This is a genomic window from Paraburkholderia sp. CI2, assembly GCF_014201055.1.
Taxonomy (GTDB): domain Bacteria; phylum Pseudomonadota; class Gammaproteobacteria; order Burkholderiales; family Burkholderiaceae; genus Paraburkholderia; species Paraburkholderia tuberum.
This window is the reverse complement of record NZ_JACHDL010000026.1, coordinates 39,019-54,611: the sequence shown is the minus strand read 5'-3', so window position 1 is coordinate 54,611 and position 15,593 is coordinate 39,019. Positions and strand designations below refer to the sequence as shown.

Annotated in this window: 14 protein-coding genes; 7 read left to right on the top strand and 7 right to left on the bottom strand. The window is 62.6% G+C overall.

The features are described from left to right. The first annotated feature begins 629 nt into the window (after nt 1-629). From HDG32_RS28700 to HDG32_RS28675, 6 genes are read left to right on the top strand one after another with little or no spacing between them, the layout of a single operon-like run. A complete protein-coding gene (locus tag HDG32_RS28700) occupies nt 630-890 on the top strand; it encodes a PAAR domain-containing protein (RefSeq protein WP_184072482.1) in 261 nt (86 codons plus the stop codon). Continuing rightward, nucleotides 890-2,206, top strand: a complete 1,317-nt coding sequence (locus HDG32_RS28695) for a hypothetical protein (RefSeq protein ID WP_184072480.1) — start codon at nt 890-892, stop codon at nt 2,204-2,206. Before HDG32_RS28700 ends, HDG32_RS28695 begins: the two co-directional genes overlap by 1 nt. Further along, complete coding sequence (locus tag HDG32_RS28690) at nt 2,172-5,735, top strand: ImcF-related family protein (protein ID WP_184072478.1); 3,564 nt, start codon at nt 2,172-2,174, stop codon at nt 5,733-5,735. Before HDG32_RS28695 ends, HDG32_RS28690 begins: the two co-directional genes overlap by 35 nt. After that, nucleotides 5,732-7,591: a type VI secretion system baseplate subunit TssF gene (gene tssF / locus HDG32_RS28685; protein WP_184072476.1), complete on the top strand. Its 1,860-nt coding sequence runs from the start codon at nt 5,732-5,734 to the stop codon at nt 7,589-7,591. The genes HDG32_RS28690 and tssF overlap by 4 nt, the downstream gene beginning before the upstream one ends. Continuing rightward, complete coding sequence (gene tssJ, locus HDG32_RS28680; RefSeq protein WP_184072474.1) at nt 7,591-8,106, top strand: type VI secretion system lipoprotein TssJ; 516 nt, start codon at nt 7,591-7,593, stop codon at nt 8,104-8,106. Before tssF ends, tssJ begins: the two co-directional genes overlap by 1 nt. 58 nt (nt 8,107-8,164) lie before the next feature. After that, a complete protein-coding gene (locus HDG32_RS28675; RefSeq protein WP_184072472.1) occupies nt 8,165-8,311 on the top strand; it encodes a hypothetical protein in 147 nt (48 codons plus the stop codon). A 270-nt stretch (nt 8,312-8,581) separates the two neighbouring features. On the opposite strand, the gene HDG32_RS28670 is transcribed toward HDG32_RS28675, so the two are convergent. The 6 genes from HDG32_RS28670 to HDG32_RS28645 form a co-directional block, all read right to left on the bottom strand. Beyond that, nucleotides 8,582-9,181, bottom strand: a complete 600-nt coding sequence (locus tag HDG32_RS28670) for an LUD domain-containing protein (protein ID WP_184072470.1) — start codon at nt 9,179-9,181, stop codon at nt 8,582-8,584. Further along, nucleotides 9,178-10,551: a lactate utilization protein B gene (locus HDG32_RS28665; RefSeq protein WP_184072468.1), complete on the bottom strand. Its 1,374-nt coding sequence runs from the start codon at nt 10,549-10,551 to the stop codon at nt 9,178-9,180. The genes HDG32_RS28670 and HDG32_RS28665 overlap by 4 nt, the downstream gene beginning before the upstream one ends. Beyond that, nucleotides 10,548-11,291 carry a (Fe-S)-binding protein gene (locus HDG32_RS28660; protein ID WP_184072466.1) on the bottom strand — a complete coding sequence of 248 codons (744 nt, stop codon included), beginning with the start codon at nt 11,289-11,291 and terminating at the stop codon, nt 10,548-10,550. The genes HDG32_RS28665 and HDG32_RS28660 overlap by 4 nt, the downstream gene beginning before the upstream one ends. Before the next feature lie 38 nt (nt 11,292-11,329). Next, a complete protein-coding gene (gene cydB, locus HDG32_RS28655) occupies nt 11,330-12,319 on the bottom strand; it encodes a cytochrome d ubiquinol oxidase subunit II (protein WP_184072464.1) in 990 nt (329 codons plus the stop codon). Between the two features lie 14 nt (nt 12,320-12,333). Next, nucleotides 12,334-12,729, bottom strand: coding sequence for a cytochrome ubiquinol oxidase subunit I (locus HDG32_RS28650; RefSeq protein ID WP_260336634.1), 396 nt, complete (start codon nt 12,727-12,729; stop codon nt 12,334-12,336). A gap of 199 nt (nt 12,730-12,928) precedes the next feature. Further along, complete coding sequence (locus tag HDG32_RS28645) at nt 12,929-13,444, bottom strand: hypothetical protein (RefSeq protein ID WP_184072462.1); 516 nt, start codon at nt 13,442-13,444, stop codon at nt 12,929-12,931. Nucleotides 13,445-13,919: 475 nt separating this feature from the next. On the opposite strand from HDG32_RS28645, the gene HDG32_RS28640 reads away from it, so the two are divergent. Then, nucleotides 13,920-14,399, top strand: coding sequence for a response regulator (locus HDG32_RS28640; protein WP_184072460.1), 480 nt, complete (start codon nt 13,920-13,922; stop codon nt 14,397-14,399). Nucleotides 14,400-14,488: 89 nt separating this feature from the next. On the opposite strand, the gene HDG32_RS28635 is transcribed toward HDG32_RS28640, so the two are convergent. Further along, complete coding sequence (locus tag HDG32_RS28635; RefSeq protein WP_184072458.1) at nt 14,489-15,160, bottom strand: response regulator transcription factor; 672 nt, start codon at nt 15,158-15,160, stop codon at nt 14,489-14,491. Nucleotides 15,161-15,593 lie beyond the last annotated feature (433 nt).

Here is a 15,593-nt window from a genome sequence, read left to right as displayed (position 1 = left end):
CTAGAATCGGATGGGGTTTGGTTGTACTGGCATCAGTCTTTCTCGCAGGAGCCGCGCACGCAGATGATACCTATGAGGTAGCTGGTTCCTCAATTACAATCGACAACTCTAGAAAGTGCTCACTTGACAAGCCTCCGCTTTATGCAATCGAGAGTTTCGACAAATCGGCGGTAATGGTCTCAGAAACTGGCTATATCCCAAAACAGGATCTAGCCACTTGTCAAGCTGGGCGGGTAGTCCGCGTCCTCTCGATCCCGTCAAATGTGGGGGTGCTGTCCGACATAAATCTCTCAAAGGATATTTATGTTGCCCTTGATTTTGTTAGTGTGCGGCCATTCACATATCTGGCTACTGTTGCACGTATCGGAACATCGCGAAACCTTGTGTCGATAAGGGGGGCGTATATTCCGGGCCGGAGACTTAGTGAACTGAGGGAATCCGCTTTTGGTGGTAGCGGCGAGGCGGGGACTGCGATTATCTCTCCCAATGGACGCTATGTCGCGCCAAGCGGCGAAATGGACTGTTCACAAGACGCCTATCCGGGCGTGTGGGACGTTCGGGGCAACCGACGTGTCGTAGCGACGGACGACGCCTGCGCGGCGCTCTTTAAATAAAACGAATCCCTCGAAATGAAATCTCCGATCCGAAAGGGCGACGAACTCGAACACGGCGGCGAAGTGACGGGCGGCTCGCCCTGGACCAACTTCATGGGCCGCCCGCTCGCCCGAAAGGGTGACACGGCTATATGCAACCAGCACGGCCCGACCGTCATAGACGAAGGTTACGCGCGGTTTCCCGACCGTGATGGCAGGGAGGTCGCCTTCCATCATTACCGCTGCGCGTGCGGTTGCCGGCTGATCTCGTCGTTGCAGAACGTCAACATCGCGTAATGCCGGTCGATCTTTCTCCAGCCGGACGCCCGAGCGCCTATCCGCGCCGCCCCAGGTTCTGGCCGTGGTGGTTCTGCATCTGGCTCGCCTGCAATGTATTCGGCGTTGCCATCGCGATGCTGCTTTGGCCGAAGGGAGAACCGGCGCGCGGCGCATGGTTCTGGCTCTGTTTCGTTGGCTTTCCTAACGGTGCGTTCGTGTTCCTGTTTGCCATTGAGCGTGCTGGCTTCGAGGCGCTCTGGTATCGCGCGCGCTGGCGCAACCATCATCGTAGCCGGTGGCTGGCGGATCGGCTGCGCATCGCGCAGAAGACACTCCAAGTGCTCGGCGTTGGCTATTGCCTGCCGCTTGGTGGAGAACCCGAACGGACGCTGGCCGGCGTGATAGCCGCCAAGCAACGTCTGCCCGCCTCGCAGGTGCCGCGCGCCGGCTCGAAGCCCATCGAACATGCCCGCTTCGAGGAGGCCGACTGGCTGGTCGACGAACCGGTTGTCGTCGATCGCCTTACTGACGACCAAGCGATCGCTGCTCTCGGTCCAGCGAAACAGGTCTCGCTGCTCGCGCTCAAGATGGCCAAGTCGCTTGAGTCTCTGGCGACGAGCCTGCGAGCGCTTACGTGCTATGAGCGGGTCTGGTGGCCGCAGGTCCGCGTGCTGGCCGCGCCGGGCAAGGAGAAGGCGGATGTCGCGCGGGTCATCGATGCCCTGCGCATCGCGGGCCTGCCGCCGCTGGTGGTCCAGGCGGCACCGGCGACGGACGGGTTGATGGTCGCCGACGCATGGCTCGATGCGAAGGAGCGGCGCCCGCTACTCGTCGTGGCAACGGCGTGGCATGAGGACGGGCCACCCGAAGGCAGCACGGAGGGATGTGTCGCCGTGCTGCTCGCGCCGGGCTACTTCCATATGCCCGAGGAGGTCAGGGTGGCCGCATTGCTGCACCGGCCCGTTCAGGGTCTTCCGGGCGAAGCCAAATACGGCTTTGCCAATGCGGCCATATGGGGCAACGCGGCTTACACCTCGCTCGTGCGTGCCTGGATCACCCGGCCCGCCGACGGCGGCGACAAGGCGCTCAGTGCTGCCCATATGGACGCGATTGCGAAGGACGACGCGCAGCGTCGGCCCGACCGTATCGTCGGCGACCTTGGCGACGGCAACGGCTGGCTCTCCATTGCAGCGGCCATCGAATCAGGCGCGGCAGACGGCCCGCAACTCATCATCGACGGCCTGCAGTCCGCAGTCCTGCGCGTCACGCCCGCAACAACCGATAACAACCGGATTACCGATGACAGACCCCAGCCTTTCCCTGCAACCGCTTGAGTCAGCAACCACAACGGAGGAACCGGCACCCCCGGGCCGTCTCGCGATCTGGGGGCTGCCCGTTGCGGCCCTGGTCGTCGCCCTGCTTGCGATCGGCATCGTCTCGATGCGCGGCGACATGGTGGGCGTCGCTTCCGGCGAGCCGAAGCTGAAGGCGATCATTGCCATCCTCGTCACCTTCGCCATCGTCGTCGTGATCCATCTCGTCCTGTTCGCAACCGGCGCTTACGCCTTCGCGGGACGCCTCTTTCACCGGGAAACCGGCGATTACACGAAGGCAGCCAAGCCGCTCAGGCGCGATGCGCGGCTGCAGCGCGTGTACGAGGAACTGCGTGTCTCGCACGGCTGGTTCTGGCGCGGCCGCCAGCGCTGGCTGCTGGTGAACGGTACGGATGAACGCGTCGATCAGGTCGCGCCCGGTCTCAGGCAGGCGGGAGCCATGCACGTGGCCGAAACCATTCTCGTGCACGCGTCGCCGGACGGCATCGAGGCGGCGAAGTGGCTCGGCCAGATCCGGCAGTTGCGCCGCCGCCGTCCGGTCGATGGCGTCGTGCATGTCGCCCGCGCGGACGATAGGGATACCGAACTGCCCCGCAAACTCTCGGGCATCGCTACCGCGTTCGGCTGGGCCGCGCCCGTCACGTTTCTGCACCCGGTTGAGGCGAAGGGTAGCCCGTCCGAATGCTTCGATGCGGTCGGCACCTTCATGCCGAACGATTCGCGCAGACAGGCACAGGAAGCCGCCGCCAGGTTGCCGGAACTGCTGAACGAGGTCGAGCAGCGGTCTGCGGACGCGGGCGTACACCTTTGCAGCCGGAATAACCTTCGGGTGACCTGGCTGATGGAAGTCTCGAAGTATGTCGGCGACCATTGCGAGCGCATCGTCGAAGGCCTGCGGGGACTGGCTGCGTCGCACTGGCTGCGCGCGCCGCTCGCGGGCGTCATGTTCGCGCCGGTTTTTCCAGGGCCGACCGTCGTGCCGGTGCCGGCAGCCAACGGCGACGGGACGCCCGGCGAGCCCGCCGACGCGCCACCGGCAGTAACCGTCATGCGCGTGAAGCCCGCCGCGTTGCTGCCGGTATGGCGCGAGATCGCGGCGGGGGCGCCCAACTACCGGGGCCGGCGCGTCGGCTTCTACTGGCCCAACGCGCTCGCCACGCTCGTCACGGCTGCGGCGATCCTGTGGTGCGTATGGATGACGGTGTCCTTCATCGGCAACCGGCAGCTGATGCGTGAGGCCAGTCAGACAGCGCAGGCCGCTGTCGATGCAAAACCGCAAACCGCCGAGGCCTGGCGAGCCCAGCTCGCGCTCCAGCAACTGATGGAAAAGCTTGAGTACCGTCGGCAGCATGGCGCGCCCTGGTATCTACGCGCGGGCGTTTCTTCGAACGACGCCCTTCTCGCTGCGATGTGGCCGCCATACCGCATCGCCGCGACCCGCAATCTGCAGGCGCCGGTCGTTCAAACCATCACCGACCTGCTGAAGGCTGCGGGCAAAGCGCGGGCCGACGCGCTGCAGTCGCAGGAGGCGCGCGGCAGCACCTACAACGCGCTCAAAACGTACCTGATGCTTGGAGACCCCGCCCGCGCCGACGCCGCATTTCTCCGCCGCTCGCTTGTCGCGTTGTGGCGACGCCCGGTCGACATGCCGGAAGGTGAGCGCGACGATACCGGCGGCCGGCTCGCCGCGTTTTACGCCGACTACCTGAAGGCCCACCCCGAATGGCGCATCACACCCGACCAGAGCCTCGTGAGCATGACCCGCAACATGCTGGTGACTCAGATGGGTCTCGCATCGGCCGACGACACGGTGTACCAGAGCATCCTCGACGAGGTCAGAGGCAAATACGCGGATGCGTCGCTCCAGACGCTGCTTAACGGTGCGGACGCGCAGGGGCTATTCAATACGTCCCAGACGGTGCCAGGCATCTACACGCGGGCCGCATGGGACGGCATGATTGCGGACGCGATCGACAGGGCGGCACGCGAGCGACGCGTCAGCGGCGACTGGGTGCTGACCGGCGCGCAGCCATCGCAGACCATCGGCAACACCCTCGCACAGGGTGCGATCCGCACCGGTGCCGCCATCGACGAAAAGCGCGCGGCGGAGCAACTGAAGCAGCGACTGACAGCACGCTACTTCGCGGAGTACACCGCCGCCTGGCAGACCATGCTCAACAGTCTCCAGTGGCAACCGGCATCGAACCTGAACGGCGCGATCGATCAACTCACCCGTCTCGCCGACGCGCAGACCTCGCCGCTGATCGCGCTGATGAAGTCGGTGCAGTATCAGGCGCAGGCGGGACGACCCTCACAGGCGCTGACCGACACGCTGGTCCGCAAGGCGCAAAGTCTGATCGGCAACGACGACGACGCGAATGCCCCGACCGTCAATCCGCTGGACAAGTCATTCGGTCCGCTGCTTGCATTGATGGGAGAGAGCGGCGGTGCAGCGACGAACAGCGGAAACGGCAAGGCCGGTGCATCGACGAACGTCGCGCTGAGTGGCGTCAGCCTGTCGCGCTATCTGACGGCGGTCACCACGATGCGACTGAAGCTTCAGCAGATCGCAGGCAGTCCCGACGCACAGGCGATGGCGCGCTCGCTCGCGCAGGCGGTCTTCCAGGGCAAGCTCTCGGAGCTGTCTCAGGCGCGTGACGACGCGGCGCTGACCGCCGCAAGTCTCGGCTCCGCGTGGGCGGGCTTTGGCAACGCGGTGTTCGCCCAGCCGCTCGAAGCCGCGTGGCAGACCATTTTGCAACCGGCGGCGGCGAGCCTGAACGAAGCATGGCGCGCAAGCGTGGCTGCACCATTCAACGCGGCGATGAACGGCCGCTATCCGTTCTTTGACACGCAGGCCGATGCATCCTTCGCCGAACTCGGCCGCTTCGTGCGTCCCGACACCGGCCTGGTCGCCCGTTTCATCTCGACGCAACTCGCGGGCGTACTCAAGCTCGAAGGCGATCACTGGACACCGAACGAAATGGCACCACAGGCACTCCAGTTCGATCCGAAGTTCCTTGCCGGCCTGCGCCAGCTATCGACAGTGGGCGCGCAGCTCTACATGAAGGGCGATGCGAACGAGCGCTTCGAGATGATGGCCTTGCCGACGCCGAACGTCACGCGCTCGGAACTGTCGGTCGACGGCAAGCAGATCGTCTATTTCAACCAGCAGGAAAGCTGGACGCCGCTCGTCTGGCCCGGCGATGGCCTGAACGGGCACGCGGGTCTGACGTGGCAGACACTCAACGCGGGCCTGAGGCAGGCGTTCGATTCGACGGGCGACTGGGCATTCCTGCGCCTGCTCGCAAAAGCCGATGTGAAGCAGTTGGACAGTACCCGCTACCAGCTCACGTGGAACGACGCAAATGGCGACCCGTTGCGCTACGTGCTGCGCACCCAGGTCGGAGCCGGTCCGCTCGAACTGCTGAAGCTGCGCGGCTTCCAGATGCCCGAAAGGATTTTTGTTGTCGGCAAGGCTGGTGCCGCACCGATGCTTCCTCCCGTGCCACCGGAATTGCAACCATGACCGCACCCTGGAAGAAAAACCCGACTGAGCACGAGAATCCGTTCCTCAGGTACTACGACGAAGAGATGCGCTACCTGCGCGAGGCAGGCCGCGAGTTTGCGCAGGCGCAGCCTGACGCCGCGCGTCGCATGGGGATGCTCAACGGCGAACCTGAGAGGGCTGTGCGCGCGGTGAACGAAGCCTTTGCATTTCTCTCGGCGCGGCTACGCATGAAGCTCGACGACGGGATGCCCGAGGTGACCGACGCGCTGCTCGATAACCTCTATGAGCACGCGGCGCGCGCCATTCCGTCGCTTTCGATCATCGAATGCACGCCGCTGAACCGAACGGGCGCAACTGCGGTGCCGATCCCCGCCGGAGCCGTCGTACGCTCAACGCCCGTCGGTCCCGATAAGGTTCAGTGCGTGTACCGGACGACGCAGCCCGTCGAGCTGTTACCGCTCTCGGTAGAGGATGCGGTCGTCGCCGTACGTGCCGACGGGCGTACGGTGATCCGCCTGACGTTTGGTCTCTGGCTCGGGGGCCAGCGCGAGCGCATGGACCTGTCGCGTATCCGCCTGTACCTGCATGGCGACCGGCCCGCTGCGGCTACGCTATACGCGGCGCTGACGCGGCAGGTTGCGTCAATCGGGCTGCGTCTGCCGTCAGTACGGGACGGCGCCTTGCAGCCGCTGGACGGGGGGCATTTCGAGGCGGCAGGCTTCGGCCCGTCGACGCGGCTATGGCCAGTCACAGACGCGAAGCGCGACGGGCAACTGGACCGCGAGCAGACGATGCTGGAGTATTTTGTGTTCCCGCAAAAGTTTCACTTCGTCGACCTGTGCGGGTTCGATGCTGCGGCGCTGCCGGCGGGTGAAGCGCAGATGACCTTCGAGATTGAACTCGATGCCCGGATGCCTGGCGACTATCCCGTCAGCCGCGAGAATTTCCGCCTGTTCTGCACGCCTGTCATCAACCTGTTTGAGGTCGATGCGTTGCCGTTGGAACCTGTCGGCTGGCACGACAGGGAGCACTGCATCCGCGTACAGCCTGGCATCGCCTCTCATGTCGAGCCGTACGATGTACTCGCGGTGATCGCCGCCGACCCGGAGGACAGCGCACGGCACGACTACCGGGCGTTTACGAGTTTCCGGCATCGTGGCTGGGCGTTGCGTTACGAAAAGCCTGAGCGCTACTTCCATACGTCGACGCGTTTCGGTCCGCTTGGGCGGGAACTCTGGGTCACGCTGGCGGGGCAGCTATGGGCCGGAACGTACCGGCACGCAGAGAACGACGAGGACCGTCCCGATCCGGACCGCTACCTGACGGTACGCGCGCTCGCCAATAACGGGCGTCTCCCGCGCATGGCGCTGGCCGAGGCGACGATCACTGAAACCGTATCGGACTTCACCGGGATTGCATCGGTGCGCAACCTCACGGCACCGTCCATGCCGCTCTATCCGCCGCGCTATTACCCGGGCTACGACTGGCGCGTATTGGGGCACTTTACGGCGGGTGGCGCGAACGAACTGAACCGGATCCATATGGAGGGCGCACCGGCGCTGCGTGAGACGCTGGAACTCTACGACTGGACGCCAGACGACGGGGTCTCGCGTCGTATCGACGCGATCAGGGACGTGCGTTTCTCCGAGAAGCAGAAGGTGGAGCGGGCATACGTACAACGTATTGCGTGCGCATATGTCGAACTCGATCCGACCGCGTTCGACGGGCCGGGCGATGCTGCGCTATTCGGCGAAGTGCTCAATCACTTTCTGGGGCGCTACGCGAGCCTTCATGTTTCCATACAACTGGTACTGAGCATCGGTGGCAAGGAGACTGTCTATCCTCGCATCGACTGCGAGGGAGCACCTTTGTGATGAGTGTCTGGATTTTGCAGGGTGCGCTCGGCGTGGGCCTCGCGCTGGCCGTCTCGGCATGCGGGACCTGGCAGTCGGTGAAGGACGGCACCGCGGATGTCACACGCGCGGTGTTCGAGACGAAAGTCAAACAGATGAACCTCGTGGTGACGGCACGCGGCGCACTGAACGAGGATGTGCGTGGCGCGTCGCTTCCGGTTGTGCTGCGCATCTACCAGTTGAAGGACGACAAGCCTTTCGTAACAGCGACCTACGCGCAACTGCTCGCGGGCAACGAGGCGCTGAAGGCCGCGACGCTCTGGAGCCGGGACGTGACGCTGGGACCGGGGCAGACATTGAAGATCTCGGAGCCGATCGGCGACGCAGCGAACTACGTAGGCGTGGCGGCGTTCTTCCTCGATACGGCCAACACCGAATGGTCCGTGCTCGTGCCGAAATCACAGTGGAAGAAGACCGATCCAGTGAGGCTGCTGGCAGTGGACTGCACACTGCAAATTGACGCGGAGCATCGATGAGGCTTCTGTACAGCTGGATGGTGGCCGTTACCGCTATCTCGCGCCGGGTGGTAACAGCGTGACCTACGTCGAATACAACGGCAAGGTCTATGTTGGTGACTTGCTTCAGTCCGGCGATATCCATGACGTGCGGCCTGCCGCGTACAACCGCATTGCCGCCGATTTCATCTCCCAGGAGCAGCAGCGGATCGGACTATCGCAGTAGCCCGCCTGAGGGTATTGCTGGAAGCTGAAACGCAATGGGTCGAAACGCGCAATCGCCTGCGGTTCGTCGCCCTGTCATGCCCGGCACGGCAGCGCCTCTCCCCCGGCGCTGCGTTCTTTTACGCCCGCGTCTGAGCAATCCCCAGCGGGCGCGGCACAGATGAGGCCGGCCTTGAAGGCCTCGGACAGGGCAGGCGATGCCGTCCATGGCCCAGGAACCGTATCATCGCGTTGCGGCTGGCGGCTAAACCGTTCGTGGAGGTCTCCGGCCCTAGCGCGCGGTAGCCGGCCTCGCGACCGGTATGACCGTCAGCGACCGGATACCCTGCGCACCGCGAACCAGTACGCCCTCGATGTCCGCGGTCGCCGACGGGCCGCTCATCAGCACCGCGTAGTTGGCCTCGAAGAACTCCTTGCGGTGATACGCCTGATGCAGATTGCCCACGATATCCGCGGGATCCAGCAACGCGATCAGATGCTGCGACAGGTAGCCGAGTGCATTGACGTTGTATTGCGCTTCGCTCAGCCAGATGGACCCTGTCTCGGCGACAGCAAACGCCGGGCGCACGATCCCGACATCCACGTCATTGAGCGCACGGGGATCGTCAACCAACGCGATGTCACGCGTGCCCGTGAACTCGGGCGTCGCTGAACAGAACACCGTGGCATCGCGGAAACGCGAGCGGACAAATTGCTCGAGGCTGGTGTCCTCGGGCAGTAGGCACCAGACGCCGCCAAGCCGGTCGAGCGATTTGCGGAAGCTCGTCACCACCGGTGGCAATGCGCTATCGAACATCGGCACCTCCGGCAAGCGGCGCGGCACGGGTGAGACCTCGCGCAAACGGGACAAAATCATATTGCGGCTGTTCATTTACTGCTCCTCTTGAGATACCAATCGCGAAATGTTTCCTTGGGCGCATCAGGCACCTCACGGTGCCTGCCCCACGCATTAAGCGGGTTGTAGAGCACGGCGCGCGGCAACACGGAAACGGCCGTCCCGGCTGTCTTGACGGCCGCCCGGTACAGCGCCGGGTGCGACAGCACCTGGCCGGCCACCTTCATGGCCTCCTGCTTGACGAACGGAAGCTCGTGCTGCTCGGCGACGATCTGCCTCCACTTGTAGATCTGCTCGTGTATGTTGATCCTGACGGGGCACACGCTCGTGCAGCTGCCGTTCATCGTCGAGGCAAAGGGCAACGAGCTGTACTTCTTCAGGTTGAAAGTCGGATTGATGATCGCGCCGATCGGACCCGAATAGACACCGCCATAGCTCAGGCCGCTGCTGCGCCGGTAGACAGGGCATGTGTTCATGCACGCTCCGCAGCGGATGCACTTGAGCGAATACCAGAAGTCGTCCATGCCGAGCCGTTCTGAACGGCCGTTGTCGACCAGCACGAAATGCATTTCGCTATCCTTGCGTGGACCGCGAAAGTGCGACGTGTACTGGGTGATCGGCGAGCCGATGGCGTTGCGCGAGAGCATGCGGATAAAGACGCCGAGATGTTCGAGCTTCGGAATCAGCTTCTCGATGCCGATCGACGCTATATGCAGCGGCGGCACGTTCGCGCTCAGGTCTGCGGTGCCCTCGTTGGTACAGACGGTAATGCCGCCCGTTTCCGCAACCGCGAAGTTGCAGCCGGTCATGCCCGCATCGGCGTTGAGGATAAGCGGACGCGTGGCTTTTCTCTGCGCTTCGGCAAGCTTAGGGATGTTGCTCTCGTTCGGGTCGGTGCCAATCTTCTCCGAGAAGATCTTCGCTACGTCCGTGGCGAGCTTGTGCACGGCCGGGACCACGATATGCGAGGGAAGCTCGTCATCGAACTGCTGGATTTGTTCACCCAGATCCGTTTCCACGACGGTGATGCCGCGCTCCTCAAGGTACGGGCGCATCTCGCACTCTTCGGTCAGCATCGACTTGCTCTTGACGAGCAGCCTCGCGTGACGCTGACTCAGGATCTCGTAGACGATGCGGTTGTGCTCTTCGGCATCTTTGGCCCAGTGCACAGTTACGCCGTTGGCCGTCGCATTACGCTCGAACTGCTCCAGATAGTCCGCGAGGTGCGTGAGCGTATGCTCCTTGATCCCCGAGGCGAGCGAGCGCAACTCCTCCCACTCGGCGATGCCATGCACCTCTGCGTCGCGTTTGGTGCGCAGCTCCCACAGGCGTTTGTCGTGGAACTGGATGTGCTTTTCGTCAGCGATGAACTTCTCCGAAAAGCCGACATGGTCAACACCTGTCATGCTTGTGCTCCATTGAGAATCTGCGCGATATGGATGAACTTCAGGCCCAGCTCGAGACGGTCCGAGCAACCTTTCTGGTGCATGAGGCACGACGAATCGGCCGACACGATGTACTCGGCGCCATTGCGCTTGTGATCGCGGACCTTGTCGGCGCCCATGCGCGCCGACACCGGCTCCTCCGACACGCAGAACGTGCCGCCGAACCCGCAGCACTCGTCGGGACGGTCAGGCTGGATGAACTCGATGCCCCTGACACCCCTGAGCAGGGTCAATGGCTTCGAGAAAAACGGCTCATCGATCTCTGACATCTTCGCGGTGCGCAGCGAACGCAGCGTGCCGCAACTGTTGTGCAGGCCGACCTTGTGCGGAAATTCGGCCCACGGGAACTCTCGTACCTGCAGCACGTCGTGCAGGAACTCCACCAGTTCGTAGGTGTTGGACCGCACTGCCAGCGCATCGGGCGTCTGGTCTGCCGCGCTCAAATGGTCACGCACGTGGTGCACGCAACTGCCGCTGGGCGCGACGATGTAGTCGTAGCCGGCGAAGTTGCGCACGAAGAGGTTTTCGGTGGCGACGGCTTCCTTCTCGCAGCCGCTGTTGCCCATCGGCTGCCCGCAGCACGTCTGATCCAGTGGATAGTCGACGTCGCAGCCGAGGCGTTCCAGCAATTGCAGTGTCGCAATGCCCACATCAGGAAAGAACGCGTCAATGAAACAGGGAATGAAGAGTGCGACTTTCATGGTCAGCCCTTGAACAAGTTGAGTGGGGAGCGGGCACGTCAGTGATAGGCCTGGTCTTTCGAGACCTCGCCCCGGAACACCGAATACGCGACACACGTGTACAGCACGATGAGCGGTAGCACGAAGAGCCCTGCGCCCCAGAACATGAATGCCTGCGACGCCGGCGGCGCAGCGGCATCAGACAACGTGACCTGAAAAGGAATGATGTAGGGCAGGTAGGACCCCACCAAAGCGAGAAGCAGCAGTACGAAGCTTGCTGCTGTGTAAAGATAAGGAAGCTTCGGTGAGCCATGCCGCGCAGCCCAACCCGCCGCACAGAAAGCCAGCAATGCGAGTACTGGCAAGAAGAAAAGCACCGGGTGAGCAAACCACCGTGCGCGCACACCGCCGTGCATTACAAGCGTCAGCACGACCACCGAAGTGGCCGCGACGATAACAAGCGGCATGAGCCGACGCGCCGCAGCGCGGCCGAACTCCTGCAACGTGCGGTCACCCTTGAGCACGAGCCAACCCGCGCCGAGCGTGGCATATCCAAGGCTGAGCGCCACACCGCACCACAACGGGAACGCATCGCACCACTCCAAACTACTGCCTGTGTATCGCAGGTTCATAACAGGAATACCCTGAGCGTACGTTCCGACAGAGACGCCCTGCATGAACGCCGCAAGTAGCGAACCCGCAAACAGCATCGCATCCCAGACCCATCGCGATCGTTCTGCTTTGTGACTGAACTCGATCGCCACGCCGCGCATGATCAGGCCAGTGAGCATGCCGGCCAGAGGACCATACAGCGCCGGTAGCATGATGGAATACACGGCTGGAAACGCGCCGAACAGGGTCGTGCCGGCAATAACGAGCCACGTCCCATTGCCGTCCCATACCGGCGCGATGGACGCGAGCATCTGGTCTCTCAACGCCCGTTTTTTTGCGAACCCGCTCAATACGCCGACCCCGAGATCGAAGCCGTCAAGTGAGACATAGGCGACAAGCGCGAAGATGAATGCTAGTAACCAGAGCCATTCAAGCATGATTGTTCCCCTAGTCAGAAGCCGATCACCTCACCTGTCGTCACACCGCTCATCACGATCCGAAGGATGTAGTAGATGCCGAAGCAGAAGATAAACCCATAGACCGCAACATAAAGCGTCAGCGTCGCAGCTGCGAAGTGCGCGGAGAGGCCGGGCGTCAATGCGTTCGCGGTACGCTGAACGCCCCATACGGCCCACGGTTGCCGGCCAACCTCAGCAGTAAACCAGCCTGCCAGGATCTCAATGAAGCCAAGCGGGAAACTCCAGGCTACCGGCCAAAGAAGCCATCGCTGCTTCTGCAGCCTGCGACCTGGCGCCGCGGCGGTACCGATCCACGGTGGGTGGAGGACTGCTTGAACAGATGAACAGCAGTTTCCGTCGCAACATGGCAAAGACAGGCGGCCGGACATGCGGCACGACGATCTCCGAACCATGTGCAGCTAGTGAGATCAGACAGCCGGAGAGAAACAGATAAGCGGTTACTGGATGCAGACTCGACACAGGTCGACCGTTCTCCGGTAAACGTTGCGGTTAAGCCAAGGGACAAACGTATATTCGTCATATGCGTTTGCGCCGATGTAGATCCAGTGGTGTAAGGAGTTGGCCATGTCAGTCACCTTGGCATGAAGTCTGGCGAAAAGTGTTGTCTACGCTTGGGATGCGCGGTGACAGCACGGATAGTGGGCACGCGTGATTACCGGTGCGGTGGCCGCGGCCATGGCTTCTCTCCGCGGACACAAAGGCGCAGGTGAGAAAGAGCGCTTTTGTTGCGCAGCCGATGAAAGACACGGCCGGTTGGAGCAGCGAGTCGTTGAACTGGAGGGCAATCGTCGGTGCGACCGCCAGTATGCTCATCGCGCAGAGAAAGCAGAAAAAGGGACGTGCGATTCGTGCTTCGAGTACGACCGCGAGCCCGGACACGGTCACGATCAACCGTGTGCCTATCGTCGTGGCGAGCGCGGTGTCGCCGTCTGTCATTGCGAAGTCCAGAGCTGTCTCGATCAGTGCCCACCAGCAGACGACGAGCGCTGCAATGATCACCGCGCGCCCGGTCGGCTGACTGCAGGCGCTCGCGTGCGGTTCCGCCTGCGGAGAAAAGCGATGACCTGTATGTTTGCTGAGCATGGTTCAACCTTCGCGCGGGCATGCTGAGACGAGAATGCGCGTTCGAAAGCAATTTGCGAATTGCTGTCGACGCGTGAACAGCTTGCGACGCATTGCTTCCGACAGACGGGACGCGGGACCTGTCATAACTTCGAAGTAGTCACTGTTCCAGCCGCACCGCCTATGGTTGCCAAGATAGGACGAAGATTGGTATCGAATCCATTCTCCGAATGTTTCGACTTCTGCCAACCGTTGTTTGCCGCAGCTATACGCCGGTATCGCTCGCGCTACCGGCGGTCTCGAGGAGAGGTGCCGCAGGTGCAGGGTTCTTTCCCAGTCGCTACAGACGTGGGGTGGCGTCATACGGCCCGATGGCATGTCCACGACATAACTGCTTGTTGGTCAGCAACGGTGGCGTTTCGGGATTGAGGACGACGCGGCCCGCCCGGCATAGGGCGGCTACAACCTCGAACGGACATGGGCAGCGTTTCGAGCGATGGCGCGCACCACAAGCCGCAATGTCGTGCCGAGCTTCGGGCTATACATTCCGGAAGGGATAGCGGAACATACGCCGGTACATGGACAGGTCGATGCTTGCCCTCACGAAGTCCATCCAGACAGCATCTGCCGACTCCCGTCTTTTGGGACGGTCTGGATCATCGACGACGATGAATCGTCGCGCCTCGCAATCGAAAGCCTTGTGCAGTCGATTGGCTATTCGACGCAGGTTTTTCCGCTGGCGACCGACTACCTGGCGGCGCGCACCTCTCACCTGCGCACTCAGAACGGAGTTCTGATTTCCGACATCCGCATGCCCGGGATGTCGGGCCTGGAGTTGCTCGATCGTCTTGTCGCGCTGGGCGCGGCGCCGCCGACAATCTTTGTGAGCGCGTTCCCCAGCGACGGTTGCATTTGCGGGGGCAGGCGAGCCCGGCTGTCGCGCTCCTCGACAAACCGGTGGACGCGGCAGCCTTGAAGCGCGAGCTCGCCAATATCCGGATCTGAATGGTGACGCGCAAGGCCGGAGCTGTGCCGAACTCTTCGGTCACGGTCTCCAGATAGTGCTCAGGGGCGCGGACCTCCCTGCTGGGGGCCGATGTCGAGTGCGGCCGCCTTGAACACGAGGTCCGCGAGTGAGTGCGCGCCCATCTTCTTCATCAACTGACCGCGATGGATCTTGACGGTGATTTCGCTTACGTTGAGCTGGACGGCAATCTGCTTGTTCAGCATTCCGCTGACGACTAGCGCCAGGATGTCGCGCTCGCGCGGCGTGAGCGACTTATGGGCCTCGCGTAGAACATTCAGGCGGAGTTCCTTTTCGAGGCGCTGCGCGTCTTTCGATATTGCCTCGGAGATCGCATCGAGCATGTCCTGGTCGCGGAAAGGCTTCGGGAAAAAATGGAACGCGCCGGCTTTCATTGCACGCACCGACATTTCCATGTCCCCGTGACCGGTCATAAAAAGCACCGGCATATGTAATGCCTCGCGCGCCATCGCCTGCTGGAAGGCCAGCCCGCTCTCGCCTTTCAGCCTGACATCGAGGATGAGACAGCTAGGACCGCCGGGTTTGCGAAACTCCAGGAATTCGCGGACGGAACCGAACGGCTCGACGCAATACCCCCCTGATTCCAGCAAGTCACGCAACGCCAGACGCATGGACTCTTCGTCGTCCACAACGAAAACTGTGGAGCCGGGGATTCCGCTCGTGGACGGCGGCGCATGCCTATCGATAGCCATAACAGATTCCTTGAAGAGCGCGCCCGAAGGTTCAGACACTTCGCTTGCCCGATCGGGACGCGTCGCGGCCGATCCAGGCAACGAGACGCCAGGAAGTATGACACGGCATAGCCCCAGGTATGAGGTGAATGTCCAAACGCAGCTTTGCAGCCGCCTGCGGGCATCCGTATGCTGGAATCGACGTCGGAAGAGTCGCACGAGCGGTTGAGCATAAAAACCGGACTGGCTTGCAACATATGGAGAGAAATATGTCGTTCGCATCGCAGGAGTGCTTCAGACCATATCTCTATGCCCGCGGCCAGGCGCGGCCCGCACGGCCCGACCTGGCGCGCGCAATGGCGCGCAGCAGACGATGCAGAACAACCTTCGCGCCTGGCCGATGCATGCTTGGCATCACGAAGGCCGCGGCCAGCCGCTGTTACCGACTGACGAG